Genomic DNA, 14,973 nt, shown 5'->3' with positions numbered 1-14,973 from the left:
AACAGGACTAGAGACACAAGTGGCACGGGACTACTACGGATTGCTCGGTGTCGGACGCAACGCGTCCGATCAGGAGATCAAGCGCGCCTATCGCAAGCTGGCGCGCGAGCTGCACCCCGACGTCAACCCCGATGCGGACGCCCAGGAGCGGTTCCGCGAGGTGTCGGCGGCCTACGAGGTGCTCAGTGATGCCGAGAAGCGCCGCATCGTGGATATGGGCGGCGATCCGCTCGAGTCCGGCGGCGGTCCGGGCGGGTTCTCCGGCGCGGCCGGTTTCGGCGGTCTGGGCGATGTGTTCGAGGCGTTCTTCGGTGGCATGAACGCCTCGGGTCCGCGGCGTCCGCGCGGGCGCGTGCAGCCCGGCGCGGATTCGCTGCTGCGCACCCGGCTGTCGCTGGCCGAATGCGCGGTCGGGGTCACCAAACATCTGACCGTGGACACCGCCGTGCTGTGTGATCTGTGCCAGGGCGCGGGCACCAACGGCAATTCCAAGCCGGTGCGCTGTGAGACCTGCGGCGGCGCGGGCGAGGTGCAGACCGTGCAGCGTTCGTTCCTGGGCCAGGTGATGACCTCCCGGCCGTGCCCGACCTGCCGTGGCGCGGGGGAGACCATTCCCGATCCGTGCCGCAAGTGCGGTGGCGACGGCCGGGTGCGTTCGCGCCGGGAGATCGCCGCGCCGATACCGGCGGGTGTGGCCAACGGCATGCGCGTGCGGCTGGCCGCGCAGGGTGAGGTCGGTCCCGGTGGCGGCCCGGCCGGTGATCTGTACGTGGAGATCGTCGAGCAGCCGCACGACATGTTCGTGCGCGACGGTGACGATCTGCACTGCACGATCCGGGTGCCGATGGTCGATGCCGCGCTGGGCGCGACCGTGGTGGTCGACACGATCCTGGACGGCCCGACCGAGCTGACCATTCCGGCCGGAACCCAGCCGGGCGAGGTCTCGGTGCTGCGCGCGCACGGCATGCCCAAACTGCGTTCGAGTTCGCGCGGCGACATGATCGCGCATCTGGACATCGTGGTGCCGACCAAGCTCGACGCCAAGCAGTCCGATCTGCTGCGCAAGTACAAGGCGATGCGCAACGGCGAACGCACCGAGGTACTTTCGGCCCAGTCCGAGCACAACAGCGGTCTGTTCGCGCGGTTGCGCGCGTCGTTCAGCGGTCGCTGATCGGGCGGAATCTGTAGTGGCGGCAACGGTTTTCTATCTCGACGAGATTCCCGGGCCGGGCGGTATCGCGATCCTCGACGGCCCGGAGGGACGTCACGCGGCGACCGTGCGGCGCATCCGGGTCGGCGAGCCGATCACCCTGTCCGACGGCGCGGGTGTGCTCGCCGAGTCGGAAGTCGTTGCGGCGCAGAAGGACCGGCTCGAGCTCGAGGTGCTCGATCGGGTGCTGGCCGAACCGGTCGCGCCGCCGGTCACCGTCGTGCAGGCGCTGCCCAAATCCGATCGCTCGGAGCTGGCGGTGGAGACGATGACCGAGGCGGGCGCCGACGTCGTCGTGCCGTGGCAGGCCGCGCGCTGCGTCGCGAACTGGGAAGGCAAGGCGCGCAAGGGCGTCGACAAATGGCGTGCCGCGGCACGCTCGGCCGCCCGGCAGTCCCGGCGCGCGTTCATACCGGAGGTCACCGAGCTGTATCGCACGTCCGAGGTGCTGACACTGGTACGGGAAACCAAGGCGGACAACGGAATCGTCGTCGCGCTGCACGAATCGGGTTCGGCCCGTTTCGTTTCCCTGCCGTTGGCCGCCGCCTCGCGGATCGTCCTCATCGTCGGGCCCGAAGGTGGCCTGGACGATGCCGAACTCACCGCGCTCGCCGATGCGGGCGCGGATATCGCACTGCTCGGCCCGACCGTGCTGCGTACCTCGACTGCGGCCGCGGTCGCGCTGGGCGCGTTGGGTGCACTGACTTCCAGGTGGTAGAGAAATTATTCATTGTGTTGGCGCGCAAGCGCTTCGATCGCGTTGTCATGTCCCGGTCCGGCCACCGGTGATCAATTCCACGTCCGAGTTCGTTCGCCTGGCGAACTTTGGTCGCCGACCCTATATTCGGTCCGTATGAGTTCCGAAGGGGGCCATCGGCGTAACGAGCCGGATGGTCCGAGTACCGAGCGGTTGCCGCATGGCACTCAGCCGCGTCTGTCGCGCGAGGCCGTGGCGCGCGCGACCCGCGCCGATCGCCCGCGGGCGGAGCGCAAGACTCGGGAAAATCGTTCCGCGGCAGCCGAATCCGCCGCGCCCGCGACCGAGGAGTCGAAGCCGGACGAGGTGAAGGCGGACGCGGATGCCGCGACGACGCTGCTGCCCTCGCGTCGGCACACCCGTCGCCCGGCCCGTCGGCAGCGCACCTCCAAGGCGGTGGTCGCGGGCCGCACCCTGATGGCGCTGGTATCGGTGCTGGTGCTGGTCGGCACCGGTGCGGCGTGGCGGATCTACGATCACGCGGTCAAGGGCGTCATCACCTCCAACGCGATCAGCGACGGCCCCAAATCGGTCGGCGAGGATCAGAACATCCTGCTGATGGGTCTGGACAGCCGTAAGGACGAGCGCGGAAATCCGTTGCCGCAGGCCATGTACGACGCGCTGCACGCCGGTGACAACGACAACGGCGGCATGAACTCGAATGTGCTGATGCTGATCCACATTCCGGGTGACGGTTCCAAATCCACGGCGATCTCCATCCCGCGCGACGACTATGTGACGCTCGATCCGGCCGCGTGCGGTGGTGACCTCTGCAAGGGCAAGATCAAGGAGGCGTACGGCCGCACCTACGGCGCCGTGCTGGGCAAGCAGGCCGAGGGCGATCCGGACGCGGAGACCAAGGCACGCGACGCCGGGCGCAAGGCCGAACTGAAGACCGTCAGCAAATTCCTGGGCGATGTGCCGATCGATCACTTCATCGAGATCACCATGGCGGCGTTCTTCGAGATCGCGCAACAGGTGCAGCCGATCACGGTGTGCCTCAACGAGAATACGCACGACACGTTCTCCGGGGCGCGGTTCGTCAAGGGGCAGCAGCAGATCAACGCCTCGCAGGCAATGGCTTTCGTGCGGCAGCGGCGTGATCCGGACGAGTCGCTGAACTTCACCGATATGGACCGCACCCGGCGGCAGCAGGCGTTCGTGGTCTCGCTGGTGAGCAAATTGAAGAGCAGCGGAACGCTGTCCAGTCCGCGCACCCTGATGGGGTTGCTCGGTGTCGCGCAGAAGAACATGGCCGTGGACAGCGGCCTGGACCTGGGCAAGTTCGCCGGGCAGGCGTCCTCGCTGATGGGTGGCGGGCTGACGCTGTACACCCTGCCGGTCAAGGACTTCCAGGTCATCGACGGCGAGGACAGCAGCATCGTCGACCTGGATCTGATCCACTCCTACGTGAAGAACCTGCTGTATCCGCCCAAGCCCGGCGCCACCACCACGACCAGTGCGTCCCCGACGTCCACGAACATCCCGTCGGCATCCGGCGTGACGGCCAACGTGGTGAACAGTTCGGGCAAGAACGGCCTGGGCGGAAATCTCGAAAAGGCGCTCGCCGGAAGGGGTTTCACCCAGGGGGTGGCGAGCACGGGATACACGCGCAGTTCCAGCACCCTGCTGTACGGCTCGGGTGCGCAGGAGGCCGCCACGGCGCTGGCCGGACAGCTGGGCCTGACCGCGACCAAATCCTCGGAGATCAACTCGCAGTCGATCCAGCTGACCGTCGGCACCGAGTTGGCCAGCAGCACCGCGATCACCGGGATGGCGGGTATGTCGAGCGACGATTCCAGTGCGACCGCCACCTCGACGACACCGCCCCCGCCGCCGGTCTCGGCGACCAATATCGGCACCAACTCACCCGCGCCGACCGATATGTCGAGTATGAAGGGCAGCGGCATACCCTGCGTCAAGTGATACGCCTCACAAGAGGATTCGTTTCGAAATACTCGGGGTAGGGCGTTCGCCGGATGTGCCGAGTTCGGTTCCGGGCCGATGACCCGGAACATTCGCCAGTGGCGAAATCGCGGCCTATATTCGGTCCGTATGACCTACGAAGGGGAGCGTCGGCGCGGCGAGCCGGACGGTCCGAGTACCGAGCGGTTGCCGCATGGCACCGAGCCGCGGTCCTCGCGTGAGCGGAACGCGCGCACGGCCCGCGGCGATCGGTCGCGCGTGGGTCGCGGGCGTTCGGTGCGGGTCGGCGGGGTGGGTGCGGCACCGTCGGCGGAGTCCGAGTCGTCGCCGGAGCAGGGGCTTTCGGAGGGTTCGCGGGCGGGTGCGCAGTGGCCGCGACGGCCTGCGCGGACGCCGGTCCGTCGGCAGCGCAACCGCAAGGCGGCGATGGCCGGACGCACGCTCATCGCCCTGGTCTCCACCCTGGTGCTGGTCGGTACCGGGGCCGCGTGGCGGGTCTACGATCACGCGATCAAGGGCGTCACGACCTCCGATGCGATCAGCGACGGCCCGAAATCGGTTGGCGAGGAACAGAACATCCTCATCATGGGTCTGGACAGCCGCCTGGACGAACACGGGAATGCGCTGCCGCAGGAGATGTACAACGCCCTGCACGCGGGCGACGACAGCGTCGTGGGCATGAATTCGAATGTGCTGATGTTGATCCACATTCCGGGCGACGGTTCCAACTCCACCGCCATCTCGATTCCCCGCGACGATTACGTCACCCTGGATCCGGCCTCGTGCGGCGGTGACATCTGCAAGGGCAAGATCAAGGAGGCGTACGGGCGCGCCTATTTCGCGGCGAAGCAGAAGTACGAGGGCAAGATCAAGAGCCCCGAGGCGCTGGACGCCAAGGCCCGGGACGCGGGCCGCCGCGCCGAGGCCAGTACGGTCACCAAATTCCTGGGCGGCGTGCCGATCGATCACTTCGTGGAGATCACCCTCGCGGCCTTCTTCCAGGTGGCCCAGGCGGTGCAGCCGATCACGGTGTGCCTGAACGAGCGCACCCAGGACAAGTTCTCCGGCGCGAATTTCGTGAAGGGCCCGCAGCAGATAAACGCTTCGCAGGCAATGGCTTTCGTGCGCCAACGTCGCGATCCGAACGAATCGCTGAACTTCACCGATCTGGATCGCACCCGGCGGCAGCAGGCGTTCATCGTGTCGCTGGCGAACAAATTGCAGAGCAGCGGAACGCTGTCGAGCCCGACCGCGCTGATGAATCTGCTCCAGGTCGCCCAGCAGAACATGGCCGTGGACAAAGGTCTGGATCTGGGTAAATTCGCCGGGCAGGCGTCCTCGCTGATGGGCGGCGGGCTGACCTTGTTCACCCTGCCGGTCGACGATTTCGGTACCGATCCGGACAGCGGTGAGGCCATCAATATCGTCGACACCGACAAGATCCACGCCTATGTGAAGAATCTGCTGAATCCGCCCAAGCCCGGTGCCGCCAAGACCACCTCCGCACCGCCGACCACCACCGCGATCGCCGCGGCCGACGGCGTCGTGGTCAACGTGGTGAACGCCTCGGGGAAGAACGGTCTGGGCGGAAATGTCGAAAAGGCGCTCGCCGGAAAGGGTTTCACGCAGGGTTCGGCGAGCACCGGCTACGCCCGAAGTTCCAGCATCCTGCTGTACGGTTCGGGCGCGGAAAAGGCGGCCACGGCGCTGGCGACCCAGCTCGGCCTGACCGCGACCGAATCCTCGGAGATCAATTCGCAGTCGATCCAGCTGACCGTCGGTACCGAATTGGCCGGTAGCGATTCGCTCACCAGCCTGGTGGGTGCCACGAGTGACGGCTCGTCCACCGCCACCTCCACGACCCCGCCGCCGCCCCCGGTCGCGGCGACCAACACCGGCGCGAAGGCCCCCGCCCCGACCGATCTGTCGAGCATGAACGGCAGCGGAGTGCCCTGCGTTAAATGAGTTCGCCTGCGCCACTGACGATCTCGTGACAAGGACGATCTCGTGACATGCGAACACCGCACCGGCGTCGAACCGGTGCGGTGTCGCTATGCCTGCGAGGACGAGCCTGAGGTCTCCGGAGCCGAATCCTCCCGGAGCGTGCTCGAGCGGGTGGCCAGCAGCCACATCAGATCGTCCAGGCTCAGTTCCAGTTCGGTCGCGCGGATCCGGGCCAGCTCGAGTTCGAGCGTGCCGACCGGCGATTCCAGGGCGAGCAGAACCATTTCGGCCAGTTCCAGACAGGTCAGGGCCTGGGCTTCGGTCAGCCGGAATTCGGGCGGCAGGAACGAGACGATCCAGCGGCCCTGATCGCCGCCCGGGATGTCGATCCGGAACGCCACTTCCTCCACGATATCGCTGCTGATCAGCCATTCGGCTGTATGAACCGGCATGGGTGCCGTCACCCCCTTCCTCGCGCCGCGTCCGATACGGTGCGATCCATTGTGGGGTACCCGGGCATGCCTCGGCCAATACTTTCCGGGGTCGCGTGCTTTCCGGTGCGCGGGGGGATTCCGGACCGGAAATCGCCGCAGCGGCCCGGTTCGTAGCTGAATTCATCGTCGGGACGCCGCCATGTGCGCACCTCGTTGCGCAGCGCGCGTTTCTGATCGTCGCTCATCTTCTTCACGACGAGCACCTCGGGCAAACGGACCGGATCGGCACGCCCGGTCGGCGCCGGTGATCAGGCCGAGGGGGCGACCACCGGCATCGCAGCATCGATCCTGCCTCCGCCGGACGCGTGGCGGAGTGGAATGACGGATCGCGTTGCGCTCAACGAACGATTTTCGGGGTAGGTGCTATATCCGACATGCGTGGATGCAGAATCGAGGTGGTTGACGTACGGCTGGCGAGTGTGAGGTGAATTCGTTGCGACTGTCACGGTCAGCGGTTGTCGTGCCGGTGTGTGCGCTGGAGACGTCGCGGCTGGTACCCCGGTCCGGGGCGGAATCGTCCGGGCATCGTGTGGGCGGGGCGCGCAGGGCGGTGGGGTCATGCGGTTGAGCCGGCGGTCGCTGCTGTGGTCGGCGGCCGCGCTGCCGGTACTGGCCGGGTGTGCGAGCGGGCCGGATCGGGTGCGGTTGCGGTTGGCGACCGGGTTGGCGGGTGGACCGTACGAGACGTTCGGGCGGCGGCTGGCCGATGAATTGCAGCGCAATGTCGACGGTTTGACGGTGCCGGTGCTCAATACCTCTGCGAGCGTGCAGAATTTGCGATTGATCGCTTCGCGGGGCGCGGATCTCGCTCTGGCACTGGGGGATTGCGCCGCGGACGCCTTTGCCGGGACGGGAGCGTTCTCGACGCCGGTGCCCGTGGTGGCCCTGGCCCGGCTCTATCTGAACTACACGCTGCTGGTGGTCGCGGCGAACGGTCCCTACTACCAGGTCGCGGACCTGTCCGGCCGCAGGGTGGCGCTGGGAGCCGAGGATTCCGGCACCGCGGTACTCGGCGACCGGATCCTGCGCGCCGCCGGACTCACCGAGCCCGCCGCCACCCGCTACCTGGGCACCGACGACGCCATCGATGCCCTGGCCCGCCACGAGATCGACGCGTTCTTCTTCTCCGGCGGCGTCCCCATCGACGTGTTCAACGCCCTGTCCCGCTACGCCCCCATCCGCCTGCTCCCGCTGAACGGCCTGGCCGCGGGCCTGCGCCACGACTACGGCCCCACCTACACCGACGTGGTGATCCCCGCCGGAACCTACGGCCAGCACGCCGAGGTCCCCACCATCGGCGTCCCGAGTTACCTTGTGGCACACCGCGATCTCCCCGACGACCCGGCCTTCCGGGTAACCCGGGCCATCTTCGTCGCCCGAGATCGGCTCCCCGGCCCGGAAACCCCCGGTGCCTACCTCGACGAACGTTTCGCCATCGGCACCGGCACGGTCCCACTCCACCCCGGCGCCCGCCGCTATTATCAATCCGTCTACGGCTGAACACTTTTCACGCGCACTCGCCGTGCGGCATGCGTCCGGATGACGAGGACGGCGAGTATCGCCGTCACACCGCCGAGCAGCATGACGGTCGAGGGGGAAGTGCGATCGACGATGATTCCTCCGGTCAGCGCACCGAGTGAGAGTGTTGCCTGAAAGGACGCGGTGAACAGGACCGAGCAGGCCAATCGAGCAGCGGAGACCGATTCTTCTCGGTGTGGTGTGCAGACGTGGTCGTGGACATTGTTTCCGTTCCGGTCGAATTACCGATCGAGTGCGAACTCAGTAGAGCAAGTGCGCCCGTGGTATTGCTGGCCGGTTTCGGACATCGACAGTGCTGGTGCTGTATCGCACCGATCGGCTTGCGGCCGAACGAGATTCACATCTCGTGTAGCGGCAGTTCCAGGGTGACGGTGAGGCCGTGCGGGGTGGTGGGGGTGAGGGTCAGGTGGCCGTGGGCGGCGGTGGCGAGTTCGTCGGCGATGGCCAGGCCGAGGCCGCTGCCGTCGATGTTGGCGTGTTGAGGGGAACGCCAGAAGCGTTGGCGTGCAACGGTTATCTCGTCGGCAGGGAGGCCGGGACCGTTGTCGGTGATGCGCAGGCAGGCGTGGGAGTCGGTGGCGGTGAGCGATACCGTGACGCGGCCGCCCGGTGCGGTGAACTTCAGCGCGTTGTCGATGGCGATATCGGCGACCCGGCCCGCGGTTTCGGGTGGGAGGACCGCGACCAGTTGCGGCGGTAGGTCGGTCAGCAGGGTGATCGAGGCGGCGGTGGCGACCTCCTGCCAGGTGCGCAGGCGGGGTTCGAGTTCGCCGACCAGATCGACGGATTCGGCGACGACCGTGCCCGATTCGATGCGGGCCAGGGCGAGCAGATCGTCGAGCAGGATCGTCATCCGGTCCATCTCTTCGAGCGCCTGGTCGTAAGCCGTTGTGCCGGAAGCGATCAGATGTGGTCGCAGATTCTCCAGCCGCAGCGACAGCACCGCCAGCGGGGTGCGCAGTTCGTGGGAGGCGTCGGAGACGAAGGCGCGCTGCCGGTTCAACGCGTCGGCCACGGCATCGGCCATCGCGTTGAAACGCTGTTCCAGCTGCCGTAACTCGGGCGGACCCAGCACCGATGCGCGCGCGGAGAACCGGCCCGCGGTGATCGCCGCGGTGGCGGAATCCAATTCGGCGACCGGCCGCAGTATCCAGTGCGCCAACCAGCGCACGGCCACGGTGGCCAGCAGGAACGCGACCAACGCGGCGGAGGTCAACGTGAACCAGACCGCCGCGACCGCATGCCGCGCGTCGGTTGTCGGCGTCGCCAGCACCACCGTGCCCAGCACCTGCGCGTCCCGGCCGACCGGTTCCGCGATCACCGCCCGCACCGGACCGAACGGCGTGACCATGCTGAGATTCTCGGTCGTGCGTCCCAAACGGGCCCCGCGTTCGACCTCCGCGCCACCGTCGGGCAGCGCCGCCCCCGCCGCGGTCAACACCACACCGGTATTCGAGCGCACCTGCACCGTCGCGCCGTAAAGGTTTGCGTAACGGGCGATTTCGGTGCGAAGCTGCGAGATGTCCCCGTCCTGCACGGCCTGCTCGGCCAGCAGCGCGAACCGGGTGGCATCCGCGCGCCGATCCAACAGCAGCTCATTGGTGCGTTCCAGCGCGAACGCCCACCCGAGCGGAATCGCCAGTGCCAGCAGCAATCCCGCGACCAACACGAGATACGTGGCCAGCATCCGGCGGCGCATCAGGGCGCGGCCGTCTCGCCGGAATCCAACCGGTATCCCGCGCCGCGCAACGTCCGGATCAGTTCGGGCCGACCGGTTTTCGCGCGAATTCCCCGAATATGCACATCCAGCGACCGCGACGCGGCGAGGAACGCATCACCCCACACCGCGTCGAGGATCTCCGCCCGGCTGCGCACCACCCCCGGGCTGCGCGCGAGCAACGCCAGCACATCGAATTCGCGACTGGTCAGCCTCACCCGGTGCTCGCCGACAGTGACCGTGCGCGTGGAGAATTCGATCCGCACATCCCCGACGACAACGAAATCCGCACCGGCCGTTGGTGTTCCGGGACGTGGCAGCCGACGCCGCACCACCTCCATCCGCGCCAGCAGTTCCATGACCCGGAACGGCTTCACCAGATAGTCGTCGGCCCCACCCCACAGCGCCCGCAGCACCGTGGTCTCCTCGGTCCGCGCGGTCAGCACGATTACCGGCACCGCCGACACCTGCCGCAGCCGGCGCAGCATGTCCAGACCGTCGCCGTCGGGCAGGCCGAGGTCGAGCAGGACGAAATCCACGCTGCTCTTGCGGCGCAATCCCTCGTCGGCGCGGCTCACCCGCTCGACCCGATGCCCGCGGCCGGACAATGCTGTGGTCAAGGCGTCGGCGAACCGATCGTCGTCCTCGACCAGCAGCACTTTCATCGTCGCGACAGACTACGCGTCGACCTGCTCGGGTGTCCGGTCCTGACTCGAGAACGCCACTGTGCGGGTCTCCCGCATTGCAATGTAAACAACCAGCGAGATCGCACAGCATCCGGTCGCGTACCAGAAGAACGCGGATTCGATCCCCGCGTGCTTGAACCACAATCCGACGTATTCGGCGCTGCCGCCGAACAGTGCGTTGGCGATCGCGTACGGCAGCGCGACGCCGAGGGTGCGCACGGCGGTCGGGAACAGTTCGGTCTTCACCACGCCGCTGATCGAGGTGTATCCGGTGATGATCACCAGGCCGACGATCATCAGCGCCAGCGCGTCACCGAATCCGTGCACCCCCTTCAGCGCGGTCATCAACGGCACGGTGCCCAGCGTCGCGGTGACGCCGAAGAAGATCAGCAGCGGCCGTCGTCCGATCCGATCCGACAACGCTCCGGCCAGCGGTTGCAGGAAGATGAACACGATGATGGCGCAGAAACTTACCAGCGCGGCGGTGTCCTTGCTGAGGCCGGCGCTGTTGGACAGATACTTCGTCATATACGTGGAATACATGTAGTCGCACAGTGTTCCGCCCATGCTGAACCCGACCACCAGCAGGAATTCCCGCTTGTACCGGAACAGCGCGCGCAGTGTGCCGCGTTCCCGATTCGCCGTGCCCTCCTCGTCGAACGCCTCGGTCTCGACCATTCTGCGCCGCATGTAATAGATACCGGCCGCCGCGAACGCCCCGAACACGAACGGCACGCGCCAACCCCAGGAATGCAGCGTGTGATCGGACATCGAATGTTGCAGGATGATCTGTATCGCCAGCCCGCACAGTTGCCCGACCTTCATGAACACCATCTGGAAACTGGAGAAGAACCCCCGCTTACCGGGTTTGGACGCCTCGGCCAGATAGGCCGCGCTGGCCGCGTATTCGCCGCCGATCGACAACCCTTGCAGCAGCCGCGCCAGCAACAGCACCAGCGCGCCGAAGTAACCGACCTGCGCGTAGGTGGGCGCGACGGCGATGAGCAGGGCACTGGCCGTCATCATCGTCACGCTGGTGGTCAGCGCCGCCTTGCGCCCCTTCCGGTCGCCGAGCCGCCCGAGCAGCCACCCACCCACCGGTCGCATGAAGAACCCGACCGCGAAAATGCCTGCGGTATTGAGCAATTGGGCCGTCGGATTGCCCTTCGGGAAGAACGCCGAAGCGAAGTACACCGAAAACGTCGAATAGACGAACCAGTCGTACCACTCGATCAGATTCCCGATCGACCCGCCGATCAACGCCGTCCAGACGTTCCGCGCGGGCGGCGCACCAGTCGTGGCCATGCATACCTCCTCGATAAGCCCGCACTCACGCCTGCGGGTCACCGAAGGGTCGTCGGTTCCGTTGCGCCGCAACACCGAACCCGGGGTGGATCTAACACTGGGTTAACACAGGAGGTGATTCGGCGGCCGGTCTGGGGGATGATGGCACGGACGAACTGCGATGGAGGCGGGAAACGTGCACTGGTGGGGGTTTGCGCTGCTGGGCGGCGTGGGCGGCATCGCGGTCGAGGTGCTGTCCGTGTTGCGGTGGTTGCTGGTCTGGCAAGGGGCTCGGCGCACGTCGACGGGCCGGATGAAACAGCGGCCGCCCAGGCTGCGCAATTACCTCGATCTGCCCGCGCACGCTTGGATTCTGGGTATCCGCGGTGTGATCGGGGCGGGTACGGCCACCTTGTTCGGCGCGACCGGGCAGATCAGCGGCGCGTACGTCGCGGTCGCGCTCGGCGTTGCCGCTCCGACGGTGTTGACCAGGCTGGGCAGTATTCCGCAGGTGGCTGCGGCGCTCGGGGGAGTAGTGCGGAGTTGGCATCGTCGGGCGCGGGCGGTGCTTCGGAGACGACTCCGAAGTCGTCGACGGAGGCCAGCGGTGGGCACTGACAGGCTTGTCCGCCGTGTTGTCGTCGGGTTGCTCGGCGTCGGTGTCGCGGGACGTAGTGCTGAACCGCAATCGCTTGCCGGACAGGGGTATTCGCTGGTTCGGCGGGTTCTCGCGGGGCTGTTCGGAGTGGTGTTGCCGACGATGCCCGTGCGCGGGCCGGTCTACACGACTGCGGCACGGGAATTTCGCGATATTGCCCCATCGGCGATGCTCGCTGGTCCGCAAACCGACCATTCGAAACGGACTGTTCTGCAACCGATCCCGTGGAGTGGTCCGGTCGTAGGGAATGCGGGAGCGAGGATTGGTGGTGCCGCCGTCGGGGCTGCGGCTCGGTCCGGCTCCCGGCGAGGGGGTGCGCTGGTCGCGGCTATGGCGGCGGTGTTGGTTGGTGGCGGTGTCGTCACCGGGGTAACGGTGTTCGGGGGTGAGCATACGACGCCGAGGCCGCCGGTCACCACAACGGCCGCACCGACCTCGCCGAACGGCGGGCCGTCGTGTACGCCCGGCATACGGGGGAATACGACGATCGGCAACGGCCCCGGGGACACCGAAACCGGACCCGGCGCGATCTTCGGCTTCGAGTACGCGTACTACACGAAACGCAGCGGCATCTCCGTGCGCACGTTCGTCGCCCCTGAATCCCCGAATATACAGGGCCCCAACGACATCCAGAATGCCATCGACGCCGTTCCGCACGGAACCCGCTACTGCCTCGCGATCGAACCATTCGGCTCCCCTTCACCCGATACCGACCGCTACCGTGTCGAAATCCACGAGTACCGTCCGGACGGATCCACCCGTGTCTACAACGAACTGATGGACACGATCCGGGCGGGAGGTCGCACTCTCGTCTATGCGGTCGTCACCAGTTGAGTGTTGTGTCCCTGAGGATTTCGCGCATCGTCAGGGAGATCACTTCGCCTCGTGGGTGAATGTCAAGATCCGGCCGCCGTCCAGGTAGCCCAGCGTCAACTTGTCGGAACTGTCGAAGCTGACGGTATAGAACAAGGTCATCGCGGTCGTACCGTGTCCGGTGGTCCTCGCCAGCAGCGGACCCTCGACGCCCGGAAACTCTTTCCAGCGCGGAAAACTCGCGACTGTCACCCACTGCCAGGTGCCGCAGTCCGGCGCGTCGGTGCCGTAGATGTCGCATGCGGTGCCGTCGGCTGAGAACTCGAGCGTGCTTTTCGAATCCTTCGTCGATCGCCAGGTTCCGATCAGTTCGCTCCCGTTCGCGGGCGGAGCGGCCGGTGTCGGCTGCCGCGTAGCTGACGTGCTGGCAGCCGTGGAAACCGAACTTGTCGGGGTAACTGTGCTGGTCACCGCACCTGACGTAGCGGTACTCGATTCAGAAGTCCCACCGCCCGAGCTGCACCCCACGACAACGAACATCGTCCCGATCGCCAGAACACCAGCACCGATCATGCGCCAACTACTCACGTCGCCCTCCCGCTTGCTCGGGTCGGATCGGCCTCCGCCCCAACTGATCCAGAGGTTACAGACCTACCGCCCCGCGCCAGCCGACTGATCAGGCGGCGGCGAACTCACCCACGCGGACGCCGGAGGTATAGGCGACCCACTCGGCCGGGGTGTAGGTGAGGGCCGTGCCGTTCTCGGCGGTGAGAGTTGCCCCGCCGTCCGGGTGGACACGGACGGCGGGCAGGCCCGGGGCGGAAACATCTTGTCCCAGAACGAGATCCAGGAACCTGGTCCAGGATTCGATCGGGATGGTGATGATCGGTTGCGCGGCAGGGGGATTCGCGGGGTTGTGGAAGTACTTGCTGTCGCGGATCAGAACGGTGGTGCGAGTGAAGCGGACTTCGACGCACGTGGCCGCGTCCCTGGAGAATGAGGACTTGAACCATGAAGTTTCACCGCTGATCTGCGCCTCGCTCATGTGGTCGAGCTTAGCTGGCGTTCTGTTCGCTTGATCAGTTCGAGGGAGTCGTCCCGGCTGGGAACCATCGCGAGGGCAGTCGTGTAGAGATGGTTGAGCTCACGAACCTGCATCGAGTCTTCGACGATGTGGCCGGATGCGCCGTTTTCGGACCAGGCGAGCGTCGGCAGTCGCGGGCTGGCGAAGTCCAGGAGGTAGACGGTCACTCCGACGAGTGCTGCTACGGCTGGCGAATCGAACGGGATGATTCGGATGTCCAAGGTCTCCGGGTGTTCTTCGATCAGGCCGATCAGATGGCGGAGTTGGGTGCGAGCAATGTCGGTTCCCCATGGCTGTTGCAGCAGCACCCCTTGGTTGAGCAGGGCTGTCAGTTGCAGCGGATCCGGGTGGGTGAGTCGTGCCTGGCGGCGGAGTCGGGCTTCGGCCATCGGTTCCGAATGAGCCGGAGAGAGCACGCCGAACGGTGAATCCATCAGTGCCTGTACGTATTCCGGACATTGCAGGATGCCGGGCATCAGCACGCTCTCGTGGATTCGAATCCCTTGCGCGCCGAATTCGAGCCCGTGCAGACGTTGGATCTCGTCATTGAAGATCGCCGAATACTTGGTCCACCAACCGCGTCCCTTGGCGACCGAATGCAGCGCGAGAAGTTCCCGCTGCTCTTCCTCATCGATCTCGAGCACTGTCATGAGGGGACGCAATTTGTCGGCGGCCATCAGGTTCCGCTCGTTCTCGATGTGCGACAGATACGCCGCGGACAGGCCGAGCTGCTTGGTGATTGTCGAAGGTGCCAGGCCGAGTTCCTGACGCCGCTGCCGCAGCCGCCGGGCGATCTCCCACCTCGCGACGATCGGTGAATCAGGCATGCCGTACCTCCTCAGGGGTTGACCGAGGACGATG

The 14,973-nt window shown here is 66.5% G+C and carries 13 protein-coding genes; 6 read left to right on the top strand and 7 right to left on the bottom strand.

Annotation, left to right across the window (positions count from 1 at the left end):
* Window positions 1-19: 19 nt before the first annotated feature.
* The 4 genes from dnaJ (at window position 20) to NRB20_RS18855 (ending at window position 5,858) form a co-directional block, all read left to right on the top strand.
* Window positions 20-1,171 (top strand): molecular chaperone DnaJ, encoded by a 1,152-nt coding sequence (dnaJ, locus tag NRB20_RS18870; RefSeq protein ID WP_319945093.1) that lies wholly within the window; start codon window positions 20-22, stop codon window positions 1,169-1,171.
* Window positions 1,172-1,187: 16 nt separating this feature from the next.
* Entirely contained in the window at window positions 1,188-1,928 is a 741-nt protein-coding gene (locus NRB20_RS18865) for a 16S rRNA (uracil(1498)-N(3))-methyltransferase (RefSeq protein WP_319945092.1), read from the top strand.
* Between the two features lie 135 nt (window positions 1,929-2,063).
* The gene (locus NRB20_RS18860) at window positions 2,064-3,893 is read left to right on the top strand and encodes an LCP family protein (RefSeq protein ID WP_153411425.1); all 1,830 of its coding nucleotides are present in this window, start codon (window positions 2,064-2,066) and stop codon (window positions 3,891-3,893) included.
* A gap of 129 nt (window positions 3,894-4,022) precedes the next feature.
* Window positions 4,023-5,858 carry an LCP family protein gene (locus tag NRB20_RS18855; RefSeq protein WP_227833636.1) on the top strand — a complete coding sequence of 612 codons (1,836 nt, stop codon included), beginning with the start codon at window positions 4,023-4,025 and terminating at the stop codon, window positions 5,856-5,858.
* A gap of 86 nt (window positions 5,859-5,944) precedes the next feature.
* Here the strand turns inward: NRB20_RS18855 and NRB20_RS18850 are convergent, their stop codons facing one another.
* Window positions 5,945-6,289: a hypothetical protein gene (locus tag NRB20_RS18850; protein WP_153411424.1), complete on the bottom strand. Its 345-nt coding sequence runs from the start codon at window positions 6,287-6,289 to the stop codon at window positions 5,945-5,947.
* Between the two features lie 600 nt (window positions 6,290-6,889).
* Here NRB20_RS18850 and NRB20_RS18845 point away from each other — a divergent pair.
* Window positions 6,890-7,831: a TAXI family TRAP transporter solute-binding subunit gene (locus NRB20_RS18845; protein ID WP_227833635.1), complete on the top strand. Its 942-nt coding sequence runs from the start codon at window positions 6,890-6,892 to the stop codon at window positions 7,829-7,831.
* Window positions 7,832-8,207: 376 nt separating this feature from the next.
* Here NRB20_RS18845 and NRB20_RS18840 read toward each other — a convergent pair whose 3' ends face one another.
* Genes NRB20_RS18840 through NRB20_RS18830 form a run of 3 tightly spaced genes read right to left on the bottom strand, consistent with a single transcriptional unit; the run spans window position 8,208 to window position 11,578 of the window.
* Window positions 8,208-9,557: a sensor histidine kinase gene (locus NRB20_RS18840; protein WP_227833634.1), complete on the bottom strand. Its 1,350-nt coding sequence runs from the start codon at window positions 9,555-9,557 to the stop codon at window positions 8,208-8,210.
* An 11-nt stretch (window positions 9,558-9,568) separates the two neighbouring features.
* On the bottom strand, window positions 9,569-10,252 hold the full coding sequence (locus NRB20_RS18835; RefSeq protein ID WP_153411422.1) for a response regulator transcription factor: 684 nt from the start codon (window positions 10,250-10,252) through the stop codon (window positions 9,569-9,571).
* 12 nt (window positions 10,253-10,264) lie between these two features.
* A complete protein-coding gene (locus NRB20_RS18830) occupies window positions 10,265-11,578 on the bottom strand; it encodes an MFS transporter (protein WP_153411421.1) in 1,314 nt (437 codons plus the stop codon).
* Window positions 11,579-11,738: 160 nt separating this feature from the next.
* On the opposite strand from NRB20_RS18830, the gene NRB20_RS18825 reads away from it, so the two are divergent.
* Window positions 11,739-13,049, top strand: a complete 1,311-nt coding sequence (locus tag NRB20_RS18825) for a hypothetical protein (protein WP_153411420.1) — start codon at window positions 11,739-11,741, stop codon at window positions 13,047-13,049.
* 39 nt (window positions 13,050-13,088) lie between these two features.
* Here the strand turns inward: NRB20_RS18825 and NRB20_RS18820 are convergent, their stop codons facing one another.
* The 3 genes from NRB20_RS18820 to NRB20_RS18810 all read right to left on the bottom strand — a co-directional run bounded on the left by NRB20_RS18820 (window position 13,089) and on the right by NRB20_RS18810 (window position 14,939).
* Window positions 13,089-13,499 carry a hypothetical protein gene (locus tag NRB20_RS18820; RefSeq protein WP_153411419.1) on the bottom strand — a complete coding sequence of 137 codons (411 nt, stop codon included), beginning with the start codon at window positions 13,497-13,499 and terminating at the stop codon, window positions 13,089-13,091.
* Window positions 13,500-13,704: 205 nt separating this feature from the next.
* Window positions 13,705-14,073: a DUF397 domain-containing protein gene (locus NRB20_RS18815; RefSeq protein ID WP_153411418.1), complete on the bottom strand. Its 369-nt coding sequence runs from the start codon at window positions 14,071-14,073 to the stop codon at window positions 13,705-13,707.
* On the bottom strand, window positions 14,070-14,939 hold the full coding sequence (locus NRB20_RS18810; RefSeq protein WP_153411417.1) for a DUF5753 domain-containing protein: 870 nt from the start codon (window positions 14,937-14,939) through the stop codon (window positions 14,070-14,072). The genes NRB20_RS18815 and NRB20_RS18810 overlap by 4 nt, the downstream gene beginning before the upstream one ends.
* Window positions 14,940-14,973 lie beyond the last annotated feature (34 nt).

The organism is Nocardia macrotermitis (assembly GCF_009604405.1).
GTDB lineage: Bacteria > Actinomycetota > Actinomycetes > Mycobacteriales > Mycobacteriaceae > Nocardia > Nocardia macrotermitis.
Note: the sequence above shows the minus strand (reverse complement) of the source record. Positions and strands in the feature narration are given on the sequence as shown.

What these genes read in the sequence shown, in the direction of transcription:
- NRB20_RS18860 (WP_153411425.1), top strand. Translation starts at nt 2,064, where the DNA reads ATGAGTTCCGAAGGGGGCCATCGGCGTAACGAGCCGGATGGTCCGAGT.
- NRB20_RS18855 (WP_227833636.1), top strand. Translation starts at nt 4,023, where the DNA reads ATGACCTACGAAGGGGAGCGTCGGCGCGGCGAGCCGGACGGTCCGAGT.
- NRB20_RS18850 (WP_153411424.1), bottom strand. Translation starts at nt 6,289, where the DNA reads ATGCCGGTTCATACAGCCGAATGGCTGATCAGCAGCGATATCGTGGAG.
- NRB20_RS18845 (WP_227833635.1), top strand. Translation starts at nt 6,890, where the DNA reads ATGCGGTTGAGCCGGCGGTCGCTGCTGTGGTCGGCGGCCGCGCTGCCG.
- NRB20_RS18840 (WP_227833634.1), bottom strand. Translation starts at nt 9,557, where the DNA reads ATGCTGGCCACGTATCTCGTGTTGGTCGCGGGATTGCTGCTGGCACTG.
- NRB20_RS18835 (WP_153411422.1), bottom strand. Translation starts at nt 10,252, where the DNA reads ATGAAAGTGCTGCTGGTCGAGGACGACGATCGGTTCGCCGACGCCTTG.
- NRB20_RS18830 (WP_153411421.1), bottom strand. Translation starts at nt 11,578, where the DNA reads ATGGCCACGACTGGTGCGCCGCCCGCGCGGAACGTCTGGACGGCGTTG.
- NRB20_RS18825 (WP_153411420.1), top strand. Translation starts at nt 11,739, where the DNA reads ATGGAGGCGGGAAACGTGCACTGGTGGGGGTTTGCGCTGCTGGGCGGC.
- NRB20_RS18815 (WP_153411418.1), bottom strand. Translation starts at nt 14,073, where the DNA reads ATGAGCGAGGCGCAGATCAGCGGTGAAACTTCATGGTTCAAGTCCTCA.
- NRB20_RS18810 (WP_153411417.1), bottom strand. Translation starts at nt 14,939, where the DNA reads ATGCCTGATTCACCGATCGTCGCGAGGTGGGAGATCGCCCGGCGGCTG.